This window comes from Buttiauxella gaviniae ATCC 51604 (genome assembly GCF_001654835.1).
GTDB classification, from domain to species: domain Bacteria; phylum Pseudomonadota; class Gammaproteobacteria; order Enterobacterales; family Enterobacteriaceae; genus Buttiauxella; species Buttiauxella gaviniae.
The window spans coordinates 108,042-128,656 of the sequence record NZ_LXEP01000008.1 but is presented as its reverse complement, the minus strand read 5'-3'; the positions used below and the strand labels follow the sequence as shown (position 1 = coordinate 128,656).

The window sequence follows — 20,615 nt, the reverse complement described above, 5'->3', positions numbered from 1 at the left end:
ATATCCATTAAAATACAAAAATAACATAGCCCACTTTATGCATGCTCATTTCTGCCCGGTTAGCGGTCTGACTTTTTGGTGCAAAGCGGGCTTATAACTTTCCCTTTCAGTTTTACACCAGTTAAACGATGCAAAAATGCCTGCTCTAGTAACCCGGTGAGTTTAAATGCGCGTGCATGATGACTTAGTCCTTCCGGGCGAATATTAGAAATACAGTTGCGTTCTGACCCCAGGCGTTTGCGCTCCGGTTCGCTGCATCGTAAGCCTCTTGCATCAGCGGCAGATTAATTCCCAAACCACTTTTGGCGGCTTCGGTTCCCGCTACAGACTGAAAACTAAGTCCACGGGTGCGCCACGTTCAATCAGCTGCAGTGTTGCACCCTTTCAGGGAGTCATGTTGCGACATTTGGGGGAGAGCAACGTCAAAGCGTTGTTGGTGCTTAATGATCGGTTTGTCTTTATCATTAACCCAATAAGTTATTGCGGTTTAAGCCGCAGACTGTTGTTGAATGTAGTCAGGAGTGATGATGGAAATGAAATGCCCAAACTGTGAAAAACAGTTGCTGCAAACAGACTCAGGTGCGCACTGCGAAGCCTGCCAGCAGGATTTTCACCTGGAAGCCCGCTGCCCGGATTGCCACAAACCGTTGGAAGTCTTAAAAGCTTGTGGGGCCGTCGACTATTTCTGCCAGAACGGCCACGGATTGATTTCAAAAAAACGTGTTCAGTTCGTGCCTGTTGCTAACTAAGTTCTAACTTTTCGCCGCAACTTTACGCTTGCGAACAGGTTTCACCGGTGTAATTCCGGTGACCTGGCTTTCCACCCACCCATCTTCCAGGCGCGTTGTTAGCGTATCTCCGGACTGCACCTGGTTGGTTTTCTTCAGCACTTTTCCATCTGTCGCCGTTGTCACACTGTAACCACGTGCAAGCGTTGCCAGAGGGCTGACTGCTTCAAGCTGGGCGATAGCGGTGCCAAAGCGCTGCCGGGTATTATTCAGGCGTGCGGTAACGACTTGCGATAAACGGTATTCAAGCTGTTGCAAGCGAGTTTGAGCTCGATGGATTCGTGACTGAGGCTGCTGCTGATTCAAACGCTGCATCAAACGTTGCTGCTGCTGATTGCTGCGGCGCAGTTTTGCGTCCATCGCGACATTTAAGCGTTGCTGCAAGCGCTCAAGCGTCGTTTGCTGACGCGCTAAACGCAGCTGCGGATGCTGCTGTTGTAAACGGTGATACAAACGAGTGAAACGCTGCATGCGCTGGGCAAGATAATAATCCATCGCCATTTCCATACGCTGTTGGTGAGACTGAATCTGGCGCAGGAGTTCTGTCTGATTACGACTGATAATTTCCGCCGCAGCGGAAGGGGTCGGCGCGCGAATATCTGCCACAAAATCGGCGATCGTGACGTCAGTTTCATGCCCTACGGCGCTAACGACCGGAATCGCACTCGCGAAAATCGCCCGTGCAACGCGCTCATCGTTAAAGCTCCACAAGTCTTCCAGAGAACCGCCGCCGCGTCCGACAATCAGCACATCACACTCTTTGCGAAGGTTGGCAAGCTCGATGGCGCGAACGATTTGCAATGGCGCATCGTTGCCCTGTACCGCAGTCGGGTAAATGATCACTGGCAAAGAGGGGTCACGACGTTTGAGCACATGCAAAATGTCATGCAGCGCAGCACCGGTTTTTGACGTGATGACGCCAACCTGGCGTGCAGGCGTAGGCAATGGCTGCTTGTGAATTTGGTCGAACAAACCTTCAACTGTGAGGCGTTGTTTTAATTCTTCATACTGCTGCTGCAACAGCCCTTCGCCAGCAGGCTGCATACTTTCCACGATTATCTGGTAATCGCCACGCGGCTCGTAAAGCGTGATGGTGGCACGCACCAAAACCTGTTGCCCATGTTGTGGGCGGAAGGTGACACGCCGATTGCTGTTGCGAAACATCGCTCCGCGAATCTGAGCCGTATCGTCTTTAAGTGTGAAGTACCAGTGACCGGAAGCCGGTTGGGTAAAGTTGGAAATTTCACCGCTGATCCACACTTGCCCCATCTCTTGTTCCAGCAGCATGCGGACCGTCTGATTCAGGCGGCTGACGGTAAAAATTGATGGAGTATTTATCGTTGACATGTGACCTGGATCAAATTCTAAATCAGCAAGTTATTCGGTCGATAGTACCTTCCATATCGTACTTGGCAAGGAGTTTTCTGAAAAAAGTGTGGATGCAATCGATTCCGCTCTGTATAATGCCGCGGCAATATTTTATCTGTTCTCATTCACCCCAGGTTGAGATATTGCCATGCTACGAATCGCTAAAGAAGCACTGACGTTTGATGACGTTCTCCTCGTTCCAGCTCACTCTACAGTTCTGCCTAACACGGCCGATCTCAGCACCCAATTGACCAAAACTATTCGTTTGAATATCCCTATGCTGTCCGCAGCAATGGATACCGTAACGGAAGCCCGTCTGGCCATTGCATTGGCTCAGGAAGGTGGACTTGGTTTCATTCACAAAAACATGTCGATTGAACGCCAGGCTTCTGAAGTCAAACGCGTCAAGAAACACGAAAGTGGCGTTGTTACTGACCCACAGACCGTGCTGCCGACAACCACCCTGCACGAAATTAAAGAACTCACCGAGCGTAACGGCTTTGCGGGTTACCCTGTCGTGACCGAAGGTAACGAACTGGTTGGTATTATTACTGGCCGTGATATTCGTTTCGTTACCGATCTGAGCCAGCCTGTTAGCGTGTACATGACTCCGAAAGAGCGTCTGGTTACCGTGAAAGAAGGCGAAGCGCGTGATGTCGTGTTATCCAAAATGCACGAAAAACGTGTTGAGAAAGCGCTGGTTGTAGACAGCAATTTCCATCTGCTCGGCATGATCACCGTAAAAGACTTCCAGAAAGCAGAACGTAAACCTAACGCCTGTAAGGACGACCAGGGCCGCCTGCGTGTTGGGGCAGCCGTTGGCGCAGGTGCGGGCAACGAAGAGCGTATCGACGCTCTGGTAGCCGCTGGTGTCGATGTTTTACTGATTGACTCCTCTCATGGCCATTCCGAAGGCGTTCTGCAACGTATTCGTGATACTCGTGCTAAATATCCTGACCTGCAAATCATCGGCGGTAACGTCGCGACTGCAGCTGGTGCACGTGCTCTGGCTGAAGCCGGTGTGAGCGCGGTTAAAGTGGGTATCGGTCCTGGTTCAATCTGTACTACTCGTATCGTTACCGGCGTAGGTGTTCCGCAAATTACTGCGGTTGCTGATGCTGTTGAAGCACTGGAGGGGACGGGCATTCCCGTTATCGCTGACGGCGGTATCCGTTTCTCTGGTGACATTGCTAAAGCCATCGCGGCTGGCGCATCTGCGGTAATGGTTGGCGGTATGCTGGCAGGGACTGAAGAATCTCCTGGTGAAATCGAACTTTACCAGGGCCGTTCTTTCAAATCCTACCGCGGTATGGGTTCTCTGGGCGCGATGTCCAAAGGCTCTTCTGACCGTTACTTCCAGACTGACAACGCAGCCGATAAACTGGTACCGGAAGGTATCGAAGGTCGTGTGGCGTACAAAGGTCACCTGAAAGCGATAGTTCACCAGCAGATGGGCGGCCTGCGTTCCTGCATGGGTCTGACCGGCTGTGCTACCATCGACGACCTGCGTACCAAAGCGGAATTTGTACGCATCAGTGGTGCGGGTATTCAGGAAAGTCACGTGCACGATGTGACGATTACTAAAGAGTCCCCAAATTACCGCATGGGCTCCTGATTCTCCTCGCCTGGCTTTATGCCAGGCGATTTTCTTTCTCTGTTTCACTTGCCTCGGAATAAGCGTCAATGACGGAAAATATCCATAAACATCGCATACTTATCCTTGATTTCGGTTCTCAGTACACTCAACTGGTTGCACGCCGTGTGCGTGAACTGGGCGTTTACTGTGAGCTGTGGGCATGGGATGTCACGGAAGCACAGATTCGTGAATTCAATCCAAGCGGTATCATCCTTTCTGGTGGCCCGGAAAGTACTACTGAGCTGAACAGCCCACGTGCGCCTGAATATGTGTTTACTGCAGGTGTACCCGTGTTTGGTGTGTGCTACGGCATGCAGACCATGGCGATGCAGCTTGGCGGCCATGTTGAAGGTTCCAACGAACGTGAGTTCGGCTATGCGCAGGTTGAAGTGAAAACTGACAGCGCACTGGTTCGCGGCATTGAAGACTCCCTGAGTGCAGACGGCAAACCTTTGCTGGATGTCTGGATGAGCCACGGCGATAAAGTCACCGCGATCCCTTCTGACTTTGTCACCGTTGCAAGCACCGAGACTTGCCCGTTTGCGATTATGGCAAACGAAGAAAAACGTTTTTATGGCGTGCAGTTCCACCCGGAAGTGACCCATACCCGCCAGGGCCAGCGTCTGCTGGAGCGTTTTGTTCTGGATATCTGCGGTTGCGAAGCGCTGTGGACTCCGGCAAAAATTATCGAAGACGCGATTGTTCGTTTGCGTGAACAAGTGGGCAACGACAAGGTGATTCTTGGCCTGTCCGGTGGCGTGGATTCATCCGTTACCGCCATGCTGCTTCACCGCGCGATTGGCGACCGTCTGACTTGTGTGTTCGTGGATAACGGCCTGCTGCGTTTGAATGAAGCTGAACAAGTGATGGATATGTTTGGCGACCACTTTGGCCTGAATATTATTCACGTTAAAGGCGAAGAGCGTTTCCTGTCCGCATTGAAAGGCGAGAACGATCCAGAAGCGAAACGTAAAATCATCGGCCGCGTGTTTGTTGAAGTGTTTGATGAAGAAGCACTGAAACTGGAAGATGTGAAGTGGTTGGCGCAGGGCACCATTTACCCGGACGTTATCGAATCAGCGGCTTCTGCCACCGGTAAAGCACACGTCATCAAATCTCACCACAACGTGGGCGGCTTGCCGAAAGAGATGAAGATGGGTCTGGTTGAGCCGTTGCGTGAACTGTTCAAAGACGAAGTGCGTAAAATCGGCCTGGAGCTGGGTCTGCCGTACGACATGCTTTACCGTCACCCGTTCCCGGGTCCAGGTCTTGGCGTGCGTGTGTTGGGCGAAGTGAAGAAAGAGTATTGCGACCTGCTGCGCCGCGCTGATGCTATCTTCATTGAAGAGCTGCATAAAGCCGATCTCTACAACAAAGTGAGCCAGGCGTTCACCGTGTTCCTGCCGGTGCGTTCTGTTGGCGTCATGGGCGACGGTCGTAAATACGATTGGGTTGTATCACTGCGTGCAGTTGAAACCATCGACTTTATGACCGCGCATTGGGCACATCTGCCATACGATTTCCTTGGCCGTGTCTCCAACCGCATTATCAACGAAGTTAACGGCATTTCCCGTGTGGTTTACGATATTTCTGGCAAACCGCCAGCAACTATCGAGTGGGAGTAATCATTCGTTAGGTAGCATTAATACCTGTCGTTTCTTCATCGAATCGAAGCCCATTTTTTAATGGGCTTTTTTTATGATGCAATTTAACCGAGCCGCGCATGCAACCAGGGCAGCAGCTGTTTTTTGCGACTTAGCATTCCGGCGATGGTAACGGGTGCATTATCGGTAAGTGCCGGGCCCGCAAAATAGAGCCTTGAACACTCCGCGCTGATATCGGTCAGCATCAAAACCACCAACCCAGCCCCTGATGTGGTGACCCGCTGTTCCATGGCTGATTTAAGCTCATCACTCAGCGGCTCCGCCTGCTCAAGAGAATACAATTCGAGTTGTGCGGCGAGGACTTTATTCCCCGAAATATCAAACATTTTACTGTCTTTATCGAGCAGCTCATCTGCGCTCAAGCCGATGATATCTGTCTTGGCCGCCAGCAAATCACGAATGAAATCTTCACGCTCCACTTTTGTGAGAGCGCAGAGCTCATCAACGGCCTGGCGGTCTTCTTCAGTAGTGGTCGGTGAGCGAAGGGCTACGGTATCACTTAACACGGCTCCCAATAGCAAAATGGCTTCACCAGGGGAGATCTCACGGCGATGAGCGGGAGTCATCAACAGCCATAACAATGTTGCACTGCTGCCGACAGGTTTAATCCAGACTTCAGGAGGGAGTTGAGTGATCAGGCCTCCAAGACGGTGGTGGTCGATAATTCCGACGACATTGCTTTCATTGAGCGTGGCGGGTCCTTGCGCAGGTTCGGTGAAATCAACCAGCCAGACATCTTTACCCGCAAGGGAATCATCAAGCAGTGGTGGGGGCGTCAGGTCAGCATGGCGGAAAATGTAGGCTGTTTCTCTATTTAACTCACCGAGGCGAAACGCCTGAGCATGTTGCCCTTTAATCGTTAGCCAACGCGCAGCCACATAGGCCGTGCAGATGGTATCGCTGTCCGGATTTAAATGGCCAAAGACATGTATCATTTAATCTCTCCTGCTCACAATTCTACGTGCTTCGCGGCTTGTCTTTAGAGTATAGGATGCTATCGGTTCTGATTTCACAACCTAAGAGTGGGCAGCATAAATTCGCTGTGATGAAGGGAAATAAAAAACCCTCTGTTTTGCAGAGGGTTTTGCTTTATGCGGCTTAAGCTAAAATTCGTTCTGCCCAGACGCTAATATCATCACCGCTACCGAGATCGGCCTGCACCAGGCCATTCACCATGAAGGTTGGTGAAACATGAATCCCATTCTGACGGGCATATTTACTGTGCCATTTAATATCATTCTGTAATGCCGGGTGGGCGAATGCCTGCGCCAACGCCACACCGCTGTAACGTTCGATACGGTCAATGATTTGCTGCGGTGTCGCATCCATATTCGGGCCGCTGCAATGCTCGGTAAACTCGAATTCTTCACGGTGATCGGCAACGGCTTGCATCACTTTATGCGCCGCTTCGCGGCCCTCAGGCAGTGTGGATGCGGCCAGAATACAGCGAACAATCACACCTGAAAACATGTGCCATGGTTGCGACTGAAGGCGAATTTTCACCATGACGTTGTCTTCACCCACTTTTTCCAACAGTGCGCCGAGCTTATTGAAAGCGCGAACAGAGAATGGGCAGGTCGGCTCAAGAAAAACTTCAAATGTGCGCGGACCGTGACCCCAGACCAGTGGTTGAGCATGAGATTTATCGTTTTGACTCATAGTGATCCCTTTATTGTGTTTTCAGCGTTGGTATGCGAAACAACTTATCAGATATTGAACGGATTTATACTTCGTCCGAAGACCACACCGGATAGTCGGTATAACCCGCTTCTTTGCCGCCAAACAGTGCCGCGTGATTGCTAATAGATGCCAGCGGCAAGTTTTCCTCAAGGCGGCGCGGGAAATCAGGGTTGGCAACAAACGGGCGGCCAAAGGCAACCAGATCCACGATACCTGCCGCGAGGAATTTTTCTGCTTTCTCCTGGGTGTAATTCCCCGCCACGATTATGGCACCACTGAATGTTGCCCGAAGCGTTTCACGGAACTCGTACGGTACTTGCGGTGCGTCATCCCAGTCGGCTTCCGCCAGATGGATAAAGGCAATGCCTTTTTGCTCACACCAGGCCGCCAGTGCCAGAATCGCTTCAATAGCCTGCGGGTCGTCCATTCCACGCTGAGTAATAAATGGAGCCAGGCGAATACCGGTTCTGTCTGCACCAATGGCATCGCTAATGGCTTCCAGCACTTCTTGCGCAAAACGCACGCGGTTTGCCAGGCTGCCACCGTATTCATCGGTGCGTTTGTTGGAGCTGCGGCGCAGGAATTGGTCAATCAAATACCCGTTGCCACCATGAACCTCTACACCGTCGAAACCCGCGTCAATGGCATTGAGCGCCGCCTGGCGATAGTCGGCAATCACCTGGCCAATATCTTCATGCGTTAATTCACGCGGAACAGGGCTGTCTACCATTCGGCCTACACCGTCTTCGCCCACGACCCAAACTTGCGCATCGGGTGCCAGTGCAGAAGGTGCGACGGGTTTGCCATCAGCGTGAAAACTTTCATGGGACATGCGGCCAACGTGCCACAGCTGCGAGAAGATTTTCCCGCCAACCTGATGAACGGCATCGGTCACCAGGCGCCAGCCGCTGATTTGTTCTGGGGAGTGAATACCCGGCGTCCAGGAATAACCCTGACCTTGTGGCGAAATTTGTGTCGCTTCGGTAATGATAAGTCCGGCACTGGCACGTTGTTGGTAATACTTCGCCATCATCGACGTAGGGATATTACCCGGCTGTGCGGAGCGAGAACGCGTCATCGGCGCCATAACAATACGGCTACGGGTTTCAACTGACCCTACACGAGAGGTCTCAAACAGGTGACGTGATTTCATTTCTTCGACTCCGAGATAATTATGATGCCTTGACTTTACGTCCTGCTTGTCGTTTTGATAATGGCATTGAAATCTGATTGTCTATTCAGGAAATTAGAATAATGGGTAAGCTCGAAGATATGACCTTGCTGGTGGCCGTGGTTGATGCCGGTGGACTGGCGGCGGCGGGAAGGCGGATGAATTTGTCGCCTGCTACCATGACTACGCGACTAAAAGCATTAGAGGAACGCTATCAGACACGCTTTTTTAACCGTTCGACACGGGCCATAGCATTGACGCGGAGCGGTGAGGAGTTTTACTACGCCGCTCTGCGTGTGCTTGAGGAAGTAGAGCTGGCCGAATCGAAATTGATGCAGAAAGAGGGCATTCTGAGTGGCACGCTACGGATTGCAGCGCCGTCTGATTTTGGGCGTCAGTATTTATCACCTGCGTTACTCGATTTTTCCCGTCAGCACCCGGAAGTTAAAAGTTCGTTGTATCTCAGCGAAGATGTGGTGGATTTGATTTCTTTACGGCTCGATATGAGCATTCGTTTTGGTAACCTGCCGGACAGCAATCTGGTAACGAAAGTCATCAGGCAGAACTATCGCGTGCTGGTGGCATCTCCGGCTTACCTTCATACCCATAGGGAACCGCATTCAGTGCAAGATCTGGCCGGACATCGCTGCCTGGTGATGGAGCGTCGTGGAACGCTGATGAATGAATGGCGCTTTGAGGCTGAAGGGGAAATGCAAAGTGCACGCGTTACACCTGCCATGGTGTGTGACGACGGTGCACTTTTGCGCCAGTGGGTGCTGGCCGGGGCCGGTATTGCCAGTAAATCCTGGTGGGATGTTAAACGCGATGTTGAACAAGGGCGGCTGAAAGTGTTGTTGGCAGACAGTTTCATTGGCTTTAGCAGGCACGACAAAAAACAGGTGGGGCTACAGTTTGTTTATCCACAGCGCCGCTTTCAGCCATTACAGGTTTCCATGTTCAGCGAATTTTTCATCAACTGGTTGGATAATGAATAAATCGGCCGGGTAATAGGCGTGACAAATCCCACTGGCAGTTATCAGTGTTATAATTTTTAATTAAAAGAAGGCGTTACCGGTTAGTGCTATCCACTGACAGGCTGCTTTGTTGTGCTTCTACTTTGTCCTGATGATGGTACCAGGCACCGATGGCAGAATAGACAAAACGGCCGAAAAGGAAGAGAAAACTGATGAGCAGAATAATGCGGGTCATACGATTGTTAAACTTATGTCGTCTTCGCATACTCGTAACCTGTGTCACGCAAATGATCCTTGATGTTTGCCCGTCAACTGCGGGCGACGGGGATATTTATACACAGTGATGCCCTAAGGTCAATTGCGGGTCATCGGTGAATAACGTACTAAATCATTTCTCCCTGTTATATAAACATTTCTTAATATTAGTTGATTAGTATATCTACAGTTATTTTTTTGAATTATTCACTTTTGGACTTTAATCTCCATCAAGAAATTGATTAAGATCATCTTTGTAACTCCATCCCTAACTAGAATCTGCACTCTATTCCATAGCGATATGGTTTTATCGGCCAGGTTGGAAGCCTGTTCGAAACTTACCCGAGCTGGACGACAGGGTTCTTGGCGATAATTAATGCATCTGGCAAGCTGGTATAACAAATATAAAAATCAATGGTGGGCACTTCCTTTGGTGCTGCCGAGTCTACTTTTTCCTATAGCCGAATGGTGTAATGCCCATACCGTCATGGACGGGGGGCGAGTATTTCTCGTCTATGTGCCACTTGGGCTAATGACAGCATTTATGGTGGTTTTCGGTTGGGCAGCACTGCCGGGAATTATTGTTGCGTTACTCCTCCGATATGTCCCTCTAAAAGGCGAAATTGCTGCATTACTGGCAGTGGTTCACTTTATCGTCCCAATCACGATCAGTTGGGGTGGCTACCGTATTTTCGTTCCACGGCGTGGCTCAGTGATGTTTGGTGCTATCAAACTTACAGGGCAGCGCATGTTGTGGTTGGTATTAGTTAACTCTGTAACGTTTTTAGTTATCTATCAGATGGGGGTTTTCTTCGGTTGGTATGATGTATCCAACAATATCGGTGCGGAAAACCCTCTCCACACCCGGACATTAATTAATTTTCAGGCGGTGCTGATTGGTTGTTTGACGGGGATGCCTTTCTTTTACTCCGTCATTCGTATGTTCCGAAATCCACGCTTTATGTTTTCATTTTTCTCGCGGATGAAGGCTCAAATGCAGTCGGGCGTGACCAAAGTCGAGATTACGCTATGGGCTGGGTTGGTCATCGTATTAGTTAGTCTGCTGCTGTTACCCATAAATGATTTCAGCACCATTTTCACAACGGATTACACCTTAACGCTGATTCTACCGCTAATGTTATGGGGCGCGATGCGCTTTGGTTTTCTGTTTATCACCATGTCATGGGCGGTGATACTGACGATCCTGTGCAGCGGTTTTCATAACTATTTGCCGCCATATATGGGCTTTCAACTCCATCTGGCCATAGCCTCATCCTGTTATGCTGTGTTCTCTATCACCATCTATTTGATGGCTGTTGTCACTACTCGCCAGCGTTTTCTGCATAGCAAGGCGCGCCGTGTTGCTTTTATCGACCCCATCGTTCAAATGCCCAATTTGCGCGCGCTTAATCGCGACTTATCTCGTTATCCGTGTTCAGCTCTGGCTTTTCTACGCGTGCCCGAACTTGAGCTTTTAGGTCGAAATTACGGAGTGCAACTTCGTATCCAATACAAGCAGCAGCTCAATGAATATCTGCATCCGATATTAACCGCCAACGAACGGGCCTATCACTTGTCTGGACATGAGCTGGCAGTTCGGTTGAACTATGACTCTTATCATGAGCGTATCGACGCCCTTGACCATCGCGTTAAGCAGTTCCGCTTTATGTGGGATGGTATGCCGATGCAGCCACAAGTAGGCATCAGCTTTTGCTATGTTCGCCAACCTGTCACCCATATTTACTTCCTGTTAGGTGAGCTTAGTACCATGGCTGATTTGTCGCTTTCGACATCAAAGCCTGAAAGCTTGCAGCAGCAAGGCACAAACCATGTGCAGAATGCGGTAAGAAAGAAAGTGGCGATGATGAATCGCCTGCAAGTCGCCATTGATTCAGGGAATTTCATCTTGATGGCGCAACGTATCGAAGGGATTCGTGGTGACTCTTATCATGAAATCTTGCTGCGTATGAAAGGGGATAACGACGGGGATGCGATGTTTATGCCCGATGCGTTTTTGCCGGTGGCACATGAGTTTGGCTTGTCTTCTAAAATCGATAAATGGGTGTTAGAAGCAACGCTTGAGTTCATGAGCAAGTATCGAAAACAACTTCCCGGAAGCCGTTTCTCCATCAACCTCACACCCGCTTCTGTAGGGCGTTTGCAGTTTGCGAGCGAAGTGAAACATCTACTTGAGCGTTACAAAATTGAACCCTGGCAGCTTATTTTCGAAGTCACCGAAAGCAATTCATTAACCAATCTTGAGCAAGCTAACGCGACTTTGACTATGTTGCAAAATATGGGCTGTCGGATTGCTATTGATGATTTTGGTACAGGGTATGCCAGCTATGCGCGGCTGAAAGATATTAGCGCGGATATCCTGAAAATTGACGGTAGTTTTATCCGGAATATACTAACCAGTAGTCTGGATTATCAAATTGTTGATTCAATCTGCCAATTAGCACGGATGAAAAAGATGCAGTTGGTTGCCGAATATGTTGAAAGCGAGGCGGTCAAGGCAGCGGTGCAAAGTCTGGGGATTGATTACATACAAGGGTATTTGGTTGGACGGCCGCTTTTGCTCGAGAAGCTTGTCATTCAGGAAAATCGAGATACCGAATAACCAAACGCCCTGATGGGCGTTTGGTTGAGTAAATAATCAGGCGGTGGTGTTCGGGCTGGCTTCTTCTTCAATCTTAAGCTTCCAGCCTGGTGTGTTATCCCAATACTGCTGTTCGCGCTCTAAATCGAGCAATACCAAAGTGTTCAGGCTGAACCAGTCATGTGGGAAACGCAGTGTCCATTTGTGCTCATCAGTTTCTAACACCAATGTCGGCGGAGTGGTTGTTGCCTGACGTTGATTATTCAGTAACACGCCCAGGCGCAGAATTTGAATTAGCGGTAGGAACTGCTTTTTCTTAAACAGCGTAAATCGTGGCAGGTCATCGATTTTTACCGCTTTGCGGTGATAGCGCACCAGCGAAGAGATGAGCATTTGTTGCTCTTGATTAAAGCCAGGCAAGTTGCTGTGTTGCAGGATATAAGCCGAGTGGCGATGTAGCCCACTATGGTTAATATTCAGTCCAACCTCGTGCAACATCGCTGACCATTTCAACAGGGCGGCCATTTGCGGATTAGCTTGTTTTGGGTTTTGTACTTCCCACTGTTGATAGATATGCTCAGTCGTTGTCAGTACACGTTTAGCCTGATCACTGTCGATATTGTACTGGTTTGCCAGACTTTGCGCGGTGCGAATACGAATATCCTGATGGCGGAAACGACCCTCCATTTCATACAGAACACCTTCGCGCAGAGCTCCGTCAGACAGACGTAACTCTCGAATTGCCAGCGAGTCGAAAACACCACAGAGAATCGCAAGGCCTGGTACAAACACGGCTTTACGTTCTTCCGATAATCCCGGCAGGCTCATAGTGCTGAAACTCTTATACTTCAGCACTTCATCACGCAGCATTTCCAGGCGTTCAGGGGTGATAATCCCGTCCTTTTCACCCATGTTGACCAGCACTTCATGCGCCGCTTTGATGGTGCCAGAGGCCCCCATCGCAACATTCCAGCCCTGTAAGCGGTACTGCCAGGAGAGGTTTTCCAGCTTCTGCACAGCTGCGAGGCGAGCGCGTTTAAAGTTTTCCGGGTTGATATTCCCTTTTGGGAAGAAGTTTTGTGCGAAGCTCACACAACCCATGCGGCGGCTTTCGACCAGCATTGGCTCGAAATCCTCACCAATTACCAGTTCGGTTGAGCCACCACCAATATCAATAACCAGTTTGCGGCCTTTTTCCGGCTGGGTATGTTCTACACCCATGAAAATCAGACGCGCTTCTTCGTTACCGGAAATAATTTCAATCGGGAAGGGGATAACCTGCTCAGCGCGCTTAAGGAACTCTTCGGCATTTACGGCCAGGCGTAAACTGTGAGTACCCACGATACAGACGTTTTCCGCGGAGAACCCCTGAAGACGTTCAGCAAATAACGCAAGGCACGACAGCCCACGCTCTATCGCTTCTTCGCTTAACTCGTTCTCAGCATTCAGACCATCGGCTAAATGGACACGTTGTTTCAGACGACCAATGATTTGCATTGCGCCATCTACCACACGCGCGATAACCATGTGGAAACTGTTCGAGCCAAGGTCTACCGCTGCGAACTCTTGCGGCCGTGGAGCATGTTTTTTTATCGGCATGTTTTTGTCATCAACATAGTTTTATAGTCGACATAGTGCGTTATTCAGATTGTTCAAGAGATTTAATGTAATCGTAAATTGCCAGCTGCGAGCGTACCTTACGGCGGTTGCCGCGCGGCACATAACGATTACTCAGTTCTTTGTCGATGTAGCGCGCTTTTACCGTATCACTGAACAGTATTTCAATGATATCCAGCACCCGTTGTTTCAGGCGCGGGTCGAGAATAGCAACGGCCACCTCGATGCGATAATCAATGTTGCGAGTCATCCAGTCGGCAGAGGAAAGAAACACTTTTTTGTCGCCGCCATTTTCAAACACATATACGCGATCGTGCTCGAGATAACGGTCAACGATACTGATAACCCGAATGTTATCGCTGATCCCCTCCAGATTTGGGATAAGCGAGCACATTCCGCGCACCAGCAAATTCACCTTCACACCCGAGCTTGACGCAGCATACAGCCTGTCTACCAGCCCTTTATCGACCAGGTTATTGAGTTTAAGAGTAATGCCAGACGGTACGCTGTTCTGCGCATTGGCAATTTCTTTATCGACCAAATCGTAAAGCAGGCGGCGTGAGTTCTGTGGTGAAACCATCAGATGTTCGAATGTCACCGGTCGATAAGGGTTTTCGATAAAGTTAAATACGCGGCGTACTTCGTTGGTGATGCGCGCATCGCAGGTCAGCAAGGAATAGTCGGTATAAAGACGGGCGGTTTTCTCGTTAAAATTACCGGTACCGATGTGGGCATAACGCACCACTTCTTCGCCTTCTTTACGGGAAATCAGGAATAATTTGGCGTGAATCTTCAGGCCAGGGGCTGAGAAGATAACGTGCACGCCCGCTTCGGTCAGGCGTTTCGCCCAGTGAATATTGGCTTCTTCGTCAAACCGCGCCTGTAACTCAACCACCACGGTCACTTTCTTGCCGTTGTGCGCGGCGTGAATCATCGACTCAATAATGCGCGAGTCTTTCGCCACGCGGTAAATATTGATTTTAATCGCCAGTACACTCGGGTCGAACGAGGCCTGGCGCAGCAGTTCCAGCACGTGTTCAAAAGTGTGGTACGGGTAATAAAGCAGCACGTCGCGGTTGCGGATTGCATCAAAGCCGTTACGGAATTTATCGAACCAGATATGGCGCAAACGTGGCAGAGGTTTGTTGATTAAATTGGCTTTGCCAACATTTGGGAAGCTAATGAAATCTTTAAAATTGTGGTAGCGGCCACCGGGAATAATCGAGTCGTAGTTAGTGATAGTCAGCTTATTACGCAGCATTTCGACCATCGCATCAGGCATATCCCGCTGATAAACAAAACGCACCGGCTCGGCGGTCAGGCGTTGTTTCAGGCTTGATGACATCAGTTCCAGCAGGCTGGACTCCATTTCTGTCACCAGGTCGTATTCTGCATCGCGGGTCATTTTCATTGAATAGGCGTTCAACGCATCGTAATCGAAGAAACCTTTGAAAATGTCATCCAGGCAATAACGCAGAATGTTATCCAGCAGGATCATTGGCTTGCGGCGACGTGGGGCTTCCGGCGGCAAATTCACGAAACGGGGTACTTTATCAGACGGGATTTCGAGCAGGGCGTAACGGATATCGGCGCCCTGAATAATCTCAACCGCCAGATAGGTGTAATCATCTTTAAGGAACTGCACCAGATCGGTTTCGTTATTGATGAGGATCGGTGTGATGTGCTGGCGCAAATAGTGTTTGAAGTAATGACGCAGCCAGTTTTGCTGATTTGGCGAAAGCTGGCGTTCGTTGATCAGGAAGATCTGATTCCGCGCCATTTCCAACAGCAAATCATTATACAACCCATCAAATTCCTGGTCGGCTTTCAGCACACGCGCCTGAATTTTATTGAGTAAATGGCGCGAATTAGGTGCCGTACCTTGTTCTTCACTGATCAGAATGCGCCGTTTAAGTTCGGCGAAACGGACCTTGTAGAATTCATCAAGGTTATTCGAATAGATGCCGAGAAAACGCATTCTCTCGATCAGCGGGTTAATTTTATCCGCCGCTTCCTGGAGCACGCGCTCGTTAAAATTCAACCAGCTCAGTTCTTTTTCGATGTACAGCTTATCCTGACCCATTAGCCCTCACTTGCGTTTTCGTGGACGTTAAAATGCCGTCACGTCTGCCATTATGGCGAGCTTTGGCGGGGAATGTCCAACGATGAGCATAAAGTCAGGTTTTTACTGCATAACACACTGTGAGGAGGCAGACAGAAGACAGGATGTTTTTTATTTAAAATAGCGTTTTGTTTCTCAAGGAATGAACGAATGTGGCAAACGCGCGCGCTGGAGTTGAACAATCAGGAATTCTGGAACTGGGAACGGGCTTGTGAAATTGTCGACTACGCCTGTGTTCACTCTTTTAACACTCTGGTGGTCGGCCAGATTGATCTGTTCGATAAGCTGGTTTCGCCAACCGACTACACCCCTCATCAATTCAACGACAGGTTGTCCACCCAGCAACGCGCACGCTGCATTTACCTCAATCGCCTGGCTAAACACTGCCACCAGAAAGGCCTGGCTTTTTACTTGCAGGCGAAAGAACTGAGTTTTCAGACCGATCTTTTACTTAGCCATCCGCATCTTTTTGATGTTCGCAAAGGTGTGCGCTTCGACCTGGCATTCTGGAGCCAATATCTGGCGGACAAAATTGCCCTTATTTGCCAGCAAATTCCAGCGCTTACCGGTTTGCTGGTGGCTCTTTCCAATACTGACAGCCTGCTTCCCATTTCCACGCCTAACTGGCTTGAAGGGGTGACACCTGACTCAGGCAACAGTGAGATGATTTACCGCCGTTGTTTTGCGGCAATGAGCGATGTTATGCAGCGTGAAAACAAGCACCTGGTTTTGCGTGTTTTCCCGGCAAGCAACAGTGATGTCGCAAATGTGATGGCGGCGATTGCCCCGTTGCCTGAGTCTGTCGCGGTGTCCATTAAGTTGACACCCGAGCGATTCTGGCCTGAATTTCCCTCTAATCCTGCGCTACTTGAAGCCACCGGGCGCGACGTATGGATAGACATCGATCTGGCGGGCGAGGAAGTTGGCTGGGGAAACTTCCCGTTTATGCGCATTGATGAATTACAAGGGCGCTTGCTTTGGTGCCAGGCGCGTAACCCCGCGATTACTGGCGCATTATGCAAAATCAGTTGGGAAGGCGTCGATAACCACTGGATTATCAACACGCTTAGCGAATGCAACCTGGTGAGTTGCAGTTTGATGCTCGCCGGGAATCATCCCTCACTCACCACCGAGCAGATGATGCGTTATTGGCTAAACCAGTGTTACGGCTGGCAGCCAGATGAGGAAATTTTTAACCAATTTCAACAGTTGCTCGACCAGGGGAAACAGGCGCTATACAGCGCAATTTATGCCCGCCACCATGTATTCCATCGCCACAGTTTGCTGCCGGAAAGTTACGGCCAGGCCATATGGAGTCTGTACGGGCAATTAAACCGTAACCACTGGTTGCCCGGCTCCGGGCGAGATATTCATTTTAGCCGCGACGATATCGAAGGCTCATCAAACAATCTCTCGCGGATTGCCAAAGAGAAAGACGATGCATATCAGGCCGCCAGAATCGCCCGCGAGCAGGCGTTGGCTTTTGCGCGAGAAGTGGATTTACCGTCCGCGTTAAAGTTGCGTTGGTTGCAGGAATGGCAAGGTTTTTCGCTGTATTGCGAGGTGTTTGTCTATGCGCAAAAAGCCTTCTTCACACTGCATTATGCGCGGCTCGTGGAGAACAACTGGAGCATGCGAGAAATCTGCCGCACCAATATTCAGTCGCTCTACAGCGCGGCACATGAAATGGAGGATTTTTGCCAGCGACATGATGATTATTCACCGGGAATGTATGTGATGTTTGATGCCAGCCGTGTTCGTCAGTTAGCTGACAGCCTGACGGCGGAGTTAGCGAAATTAATGAGATAACCTATTTTGCTGCAAATAAGGGGTGACGCTAAGCATCACCCCTTTTAACTACAAATGTAAACGTAACGATTCCACTAAACAAAGCATCGCCATCGCCTGGCCGTAAGGCATCGACGTTAACGGGATCTGCCGATAATGGTCGAGATTGTTGCCCATCGCGGTACCAAAAGAGACCTGAGTCAATTCACCTTGTGGCGTGATGTGGTTCACCACACCTTCCAGCGCCCGTTCGGCGACGAGCAGATATTCATCGGCTAAATAACCCAGACGAATAGCTTTCAGGATCCCAGCGGCAAAGCCTGCAGAAGCGGAAGCCTCAGCATACGAATCCGGGTCGTCAAGAAGCGTTGGCCACAAGCCGTTGTCTTGCTGGCAGCGTTGCAGGGCACGCACCTGAGCCTCGAGCACATGACAAAGCTGGCGGCGGAACGCATCGTCCGCGCTTAAATCTAACATTTCCAGGAATTCAGGAATTGCGATGGTTATCCAGCTATTGCCACGAGCCCATAGCGCACCGGCAAAATGGTGGCGGCCATCGAAATTCCAGCCATGGTACCAAAGCCCAGTATGACGATCCGTCAGGTAGACTATGTGCTGCATAAACTGGAATTTGGCTTCTTCCACCCATTGTGGACGGTTAAACAGTTGCCCCATTTTTGCCAGCGGTAACACCGCCATCATTAATGTGTCGTCCCAGATTTGCTGCCAGTGGTCATTCTCATAAGTGACATGCTGGAAGCAACCTTCATCGGTGCGCGGCATCTTGCGATAAAGCCAGTCGCCCCAAGCTTCTAAATAGGGCTTCCACTCCGGGGTTTTCGTCTCTTCGTAGCACAACGCGAGAGTCAGAAACGGGCAAGCCGTATTGACGTTTTTAACCGGCGTCCCTTCGGCAAAACGATCGCGGAACCAGGCGGCAATGGTTTCTTGCGCCCGCACAGAACCGGTCAATTGCTGGTAGCGGAACAACCCGAACAGACCGATGCCGTGCGTCCATTCCCAGCCTTTCCAGCCTTTGGTATCCACGACTCGCCCGTCGCTTAACCGTTGCAAATAACGCCCGTCTTCGTCCTGGATGGACACCAGGCTATCAATGAGTTTTTCAATGACGAGCTGCGTATCGTGGCGATTTAACATCATGCAATTCCTTATTGTTCCGTTTAAGAAGGCTGGCGGCTTTCCTGAAGTATGGCGGGCTGAGCGTGAGCTTTGTTTTCCCATAAATGATTTGCGTGGCGGTGCCCGGTAAGCGTTTCGACGACCTCGCGTGCCGCTGCTGGCGCATCTTCCGGCTTGCCACCTTCGCGCAGGCGTTCGAGTTCGGTAATCAAAACGGCGTGGCGATCCTGGCTAAGACGGAAGCGGAACGCGCCGGTCATCGCCAATATTGTTAGCAGACCAGGCCCGACCACAAAGACCCACCAGATGCCGTTGATAGCGGCGGCGCTTTGGCTTTCGGCTCCTTTAGTAAAGCCGAAACCTTCCAGCGCCAGGCCAACGATAAACAGCGCCAGAGCCTGGGAAAACTTGCGCGTCAGCATCATCACGCCCGCGTAGATCCCTTCGCGGCGCACGCCGGTATAAGCCTCATCGACATCGGGTAAAAAGTTATACACGTTCCACGGAATCAGATAGGTGCCGCCGCGTGCAAAGCCCATCATCATCGCGCCGCCAAGCAGCAACCAGGTGATGTATGTAAAGGAGGCGGAAAGCTGGCTAAACCACAGCAGGCTGAGGATGATCAGGCTGATGGCAATTTTGTAGGCATGGCCGTTACCAATGCGGATACACAGCCAGGTAAAAATGGGAATGGCGAAAAACTGGCAGAGTGTCATCAGGCTCAACGCCTGCGAGGCAAGCCCCGCGCCCACTTGCAGAACGTAGGTCATATAGTGCATGAACAACGAGCCAAAAATGTCGAGGGCGACGGCACCGCCGACGTACATCATGATATGAATGCGGAAGGTCTTCAGGCGGAAAGTTGAGGCCATTTCGCGGTACAGCGCACCCAGTGTTTTCATCAACCCTTGCTGAGTTTGCGGTGGTGGCAGGTTGTCGCGCTCCCAGGTTCCACGCCAGACAAAAATCCACGGCAACGAAAACAGGATGGCAAACACCAGGCCGATGAGCATAAACGCCTGTTCTTTGTCTGCCACGTGCGCCAGTATTTGGCCGGGGATCAGGGCAGAAAGAAACGCAGTGGCCTGGGCGAACAGCATGCGTGCACCAGACATTTTTGAACGCGTGTCGTAACGGGTGGTCATCTCCGCCGGAAGTGTGTCGTATGGCACCATCAGCAGGGTAAAGACGGTGCTAAACAGCAGGTAGGTTCCCAGATACCAGAAGTAGCCGTAACCGCTCCACCACATTAAGGCGAAAGTTAAAGAAAGCGGTGCGCCGAGCAGGAAGAAGATGCGCCGACGCCCCCAACGGGTGCGGATGTTATCGGTGATGTAGCCCATCACCGGGTCAGTAATACCGTCCCAGATTTTAGCGATGGCGAAAATAGAGGCGGCGGCGGCAGGCGAAAGCCCGGCGACTTCAATGTAAAAGTAGAGAAGCCACAGGCCGGTAATCGTCATAGCGCCACTACCAAAAACGTCCCCCATACCCCAGGCGAGAATATTTTTAGTTTTGACTTCACGATGACCTTTTGATGCTGATGTCGGTGTGATCATGGCTGTCTGTCTCGTATCGATGAACGTGAAAGAGGTTCATCCAGGGTAGTGATCAGCGGTGGGCGAGACGATGCCCGTCGCGATGGTTTTTAGTGAAAGTGCGAGGCACTACGCAAACTGTTTTTTGGGGCAAGGTTTTTGTGACGGCGATCGATTTTCGAGCTGTGATGAAAGGGTTAATCGTGAACTCCTTCGCATTTCACTTTTTTCAGCATCGGGCCAGTGAGACTTGCCTCACAGCAAAACGCCGGTAT

General features: G+C 50.5%; 15 protein-coding genes and 2 pseudogenes. 6 read left to right on the top strand and 11 right to left on the bottom strand.

What is annotated here, in order from left to right; genetic code table 11:
- Positions 1–45 precede the first annotated feature (45 nt).
- Both M977_RS24245 and eutB read right to left on the bottom strand, forming a co-directional pair.
- Positions 46–284 (bottom strand): annotated as a pseudogene (locus M977_RS24245) (ethanolamine ammonia-lyase light chain EutC); the annotation flags it as partial.
- Positions 251–375, bottom strand: a pseudogene (gene eutB / locus M977_RS25195) (ethanolamine ammonia-lyase subunit EutB); the annotation flags it as partial. The pseudogenes M977_RS24245 and eutB, both read right to left, overlap by 34 nt.
- A 152-nt stretch (positions 376–527) precedes the next feature.
- Between eutB and M977_RS05690 the strand changes: the two are divergent.
- A complete protein-coding gene (locus M977_RS05690) occupies positions 528–749 on the top strand; it encodes a zinc ribbon domain-containing protein (protein ID WP_064513030.1) in 222 nt (73 codons plus the stop codon).
- Positions 750–752: 3 nt separating this feature from the next.
- On the opposite strand, the gene xseA is transcribed toward M977_RS05690, so the two are convergent.
- Positions 753–2,135, bottom strand: coding sequence for an exodeoxyribonuclease VII large subunit (xseA, locus tag M977_RS05685; RefSeq protein ID WP_064513026.1), 1,383 nt, complete (start codon positions 2,133–2,135; stop codon positions 753–755).
- Between the two features lie 169 nt (positions 2,136–2,304).
- On the opposite strand from xseA, the gene guaB reads away from it, so the two are divergent.
- Together guaB and guaA are read left to right on the top strand one after the other, a co-directional pair.
- A complete protein-coding gene (gene guaB, locus M977_RS05680; protein WP_064513024.1) occupies positions 2,305–3,771 on the top strand; it encodes an IMP dehydrogenase in 1,467 nt (488 codons plus the stop codon).
- 68 nt (positions 3,772–3,839) lie between these two features.
- On the top strand, positions 3,840–5,417 hold the full coding sequence (guaA, locus tag M977_RS05675) for a glutamine-hydrolyzing GMP synthase (RefSeq protein WP_064513022.1): 1,578 nt from the start codon (positions 3,840–3,842) through the stop codon (positions 5,415–5,417).
- Between the two features lie 83 nt (positions 5,418–5,500).
- Here the strand turns inward: guaA and M977_RS05670 are convergent, their stop codons facing one another.
- The 3 genes from M977_RS05670 to M977_RS05660 form a co-directional block, all read right to left on the bottom strand.
- Positions 5,501–6,391: a DHH family phosphoesterase gene (locus M977_RS05670; RefSeq protein WP_064513020.1), complete on the bottom strand. Its 891-nt coding sequence runs from the start codon at positions 6,389–6,391 to the stop codon at positions 5,501–5,503.
- A 163-nt stretch (positions 6,392–6,554) separates the two neighbouring features.
- Positions 6,555–7,115: a DsbA family protein gene (locus M977_RS05665; protein ID WP_064513018.1), complete on the bottom strand. Its 561-nt coding sequence runs from the start codon at positions 7,113–7,115 to the stop codon at positions 6,555–6,557.
- Positions 7,116–7,179: 64 nt separating this feature from the next.
- The gene (locus M977_RS05660) at positions 7,180–8,289 is read right to left on the bottom strand and encodes an alkene reductase (protein ID WP_064513016.1); all 1,110 of its coding nucleotides are present in this window, start codon (positions 8,287–8,289) and stop codon (positions 7,180–7,182) included.
- A 101-nt stretch (positions 8,290–8,390) separates the two neighbouring features.
- On the opposite strand from M977_RS05660, the gene M977_RS05655 reads away from it, so the two are divergent.
- Positions 8,391–9,302: a LysR family transcriptional regulator gene (locus tag M977_RS05655; RefSeq protein ID WP_064513013.1), complete on the top strand. Its 912-nt coding sequence runs from the start codon at positions 8,391–8,393 to the stop codon at positions 9,300–9,302.
- Positions 9,303–9,375: 73 nt separating this feature from the next.
- Here the strand turns inward: M977_RS05655 and M977_RS24240 are convergent, their stop codons facing one another.
- Complete coding sequence (locus M977_RS24240; protein ID WP_072009456.1) at positions 9,376–9,564, bottom strand: YfgG family protein; 189 nt, start codon at positions 9,562–9,564, stop codon at positions 9,376–9,378.
- A gap of 348 nt (positions 9,565–9,912) precedes the next feature.
- Between M977_RS24240 and M977_RS05650 the strand changes: the two genes are divergently transcribed.
- Complete coding sequence (locus M977_RS05650; protein WP_064513011.1) at positions 9,913–12,156, top strand: sensor domain-containing phosphodiesterase; 2,244 nt, start codon at positions 9,913–9,915, stop codon at positions 12,154–12,156.
- 36 nt (positions 12,157–12,192) lie between these two features.
- Here M977_RS05650 and ppx read toward each other — a convergent pair whose 3' ends face one another.
- Both ppx and ppk1 read right to left on the bottom strand, forming a co-directional pair.
- Positions 12,193–13,734, bottom strand: a complete 1,542-nt coding sequence (gene ppx, locus M977_RS05645; protein WP_064513009.1) for an exopolyphosphatase — start codon at positions 13,732–13,734, stop codon at positions 12,193–12,195.
- Positions 13,735–13,774: 40 nt separating this feature from the next.
- Positions 13,775–15,835: a polyphosphate kinase 1 gene (gene ppk1, locus M977_RS05640; RefSeq protein WP_064513007.1), complete on the bottom strand. Its 2,061-nt coding sequence runs from the start codon at positions 15,833–15,835 to the stop codon at positions 13,775–13,777.
- Positions 15,836–16,024: 189 nt separating this feature from the next.
- Here ppk1 and M977_RS05635 point away from each other — a divergent pair, with 189 nt between their 5' ends.
- Positions 16,025–17,683 (top strand): hypothetical protein, encoded by a 1,659-nt coding sequence (locus M977_RS05635; RefSeq protein ID WP_064513005.1) that lies wholly within the window; start codon positions 16,025–16,027, stop codon positions 17,681–17,683.
- A 48-nt stretch (positions 17,684–17,731) separates the two neighbouring features.
- On the opposite strand, the gene bglB is transcribed toward M977_RS05635, so the two are convergent.
- On the bottom strand, positions 17,732–18,823 hold the full coding sequence (gene bglB, locus M977_RS05630) for a beta-galactosidase BglB (protein ID WP_064513003.1): 1,092 nt from the start codon (positions 18,821–18,823) through the stop codon (positions 17,732–17,734).
- Between the two features lie 20 nt (positions 18,824–18,843).
- The gene (locus M977_RS05625) at positions 18,844–20,361 is read right to left on the bottom strand and encodes an MFS transporter (protein WP_483413592.1); all 1,518 of its coding nucleotides are present in this window, start codon (positions 20,359–20,361) and stop codon (positions 18,844–18,846) included.
- Positions 20,362–20,615: the final 254 nt, after the last annotated feature.

Bases quoted from the DNA above. Each gene is read 5' to 3' on its own strand.
- M977_RS05690 (WP_064513030.1), top strand. From the start codon at position 528: ATGGAAATGAAATGCCCAAACTGTGAAAAACAGTTGCTGCAAACAGAC.
- xseA (WP_064513026.1), bottom strand. From the start codon at position 2,135: ATGTCAACGATAAATACTCCATCAATTTTTACCGTCAGCCGCCTGAAT.
- guaB (WP_064513024.1), top strand. From the start codon at position 2,305: ATGCTACGAATCGCTAAAGAAGCACTGACGTTTGATGACGTTCTCCTC.
- guaA (WP_064513022.1), top strand. From the start codon at position 3,840: ATGACGGAAAATATCCATAAACATCGCATACTTATCCTTGATTTCGGT.
- M977_RS05670 (WP_064513020.1), bottom strand. From the start codon at position 6,391: ATGATACATGTCTTTGGCCATTTAAATCCGGACAGCGATACCATCTGC.
- M977_RS05665 (WP_064513018.1), bottom strand. From the start codon at position 7,115: ATGAGTCAAAACGATAAATCTCATGCTCAACCACTGGTCTGGGGTCAC.
- M977_RS05660 (WP_064513016.1), bottom strand. From the start codon at position 8,289: ATGAAATCACGTCACCTGTTTGAGACCTCTCGTGTAGGGTCAGTTGAA.
- M977_RS05655 (WP_064513013.1), top strand. From the start codon at position 8,391: ATGGGTAAGCTCGAAGATATGACCTTGCTGGTGGCCGTGGTTGATGCC.
- M977_RS05650 (WP_064513011.1), top strand. From the start codon at position 9,913: ATGCATCTGGCAAGCTGGTATAACAAATATAAAAATCAATGGTGGGCA.
- ppx (WP_064513009.1), bottom strand. From the start codon at position 13,734: ATGCCGATAAAAAAACATGCTCCACGGCCGCAAGAGTTCGCAGCGGTA.
- ppk1 (WP_064513007.1), bottom strand. From the start codon at position 15,835: ATGGGTCAGGATAAGCTGTACATCGAAAAAGAACTGAGCTGGTTGAAT.
- M977_RS05635 (WP_064513005.1), top strand. From the start codon at position 16,025: ATGTGGCAAACGCGCGCGCTGGAGTTGAACAATCAGGAATTCTGGAAC.
- bglB (WP_064513003.1), bottom strand. From the start codon at position 18,823: ATGATGTTAAATCGCCACGATACGCAGCTCGTCATTGAAAAACTCATT.
- M977_RS05625 (WP_483413592.1), bottom strand. From the start codon at position 20,361: ATGATCACACCGACATCAGCATCAAAAGGTCATCGTGAAGTCAAAACT.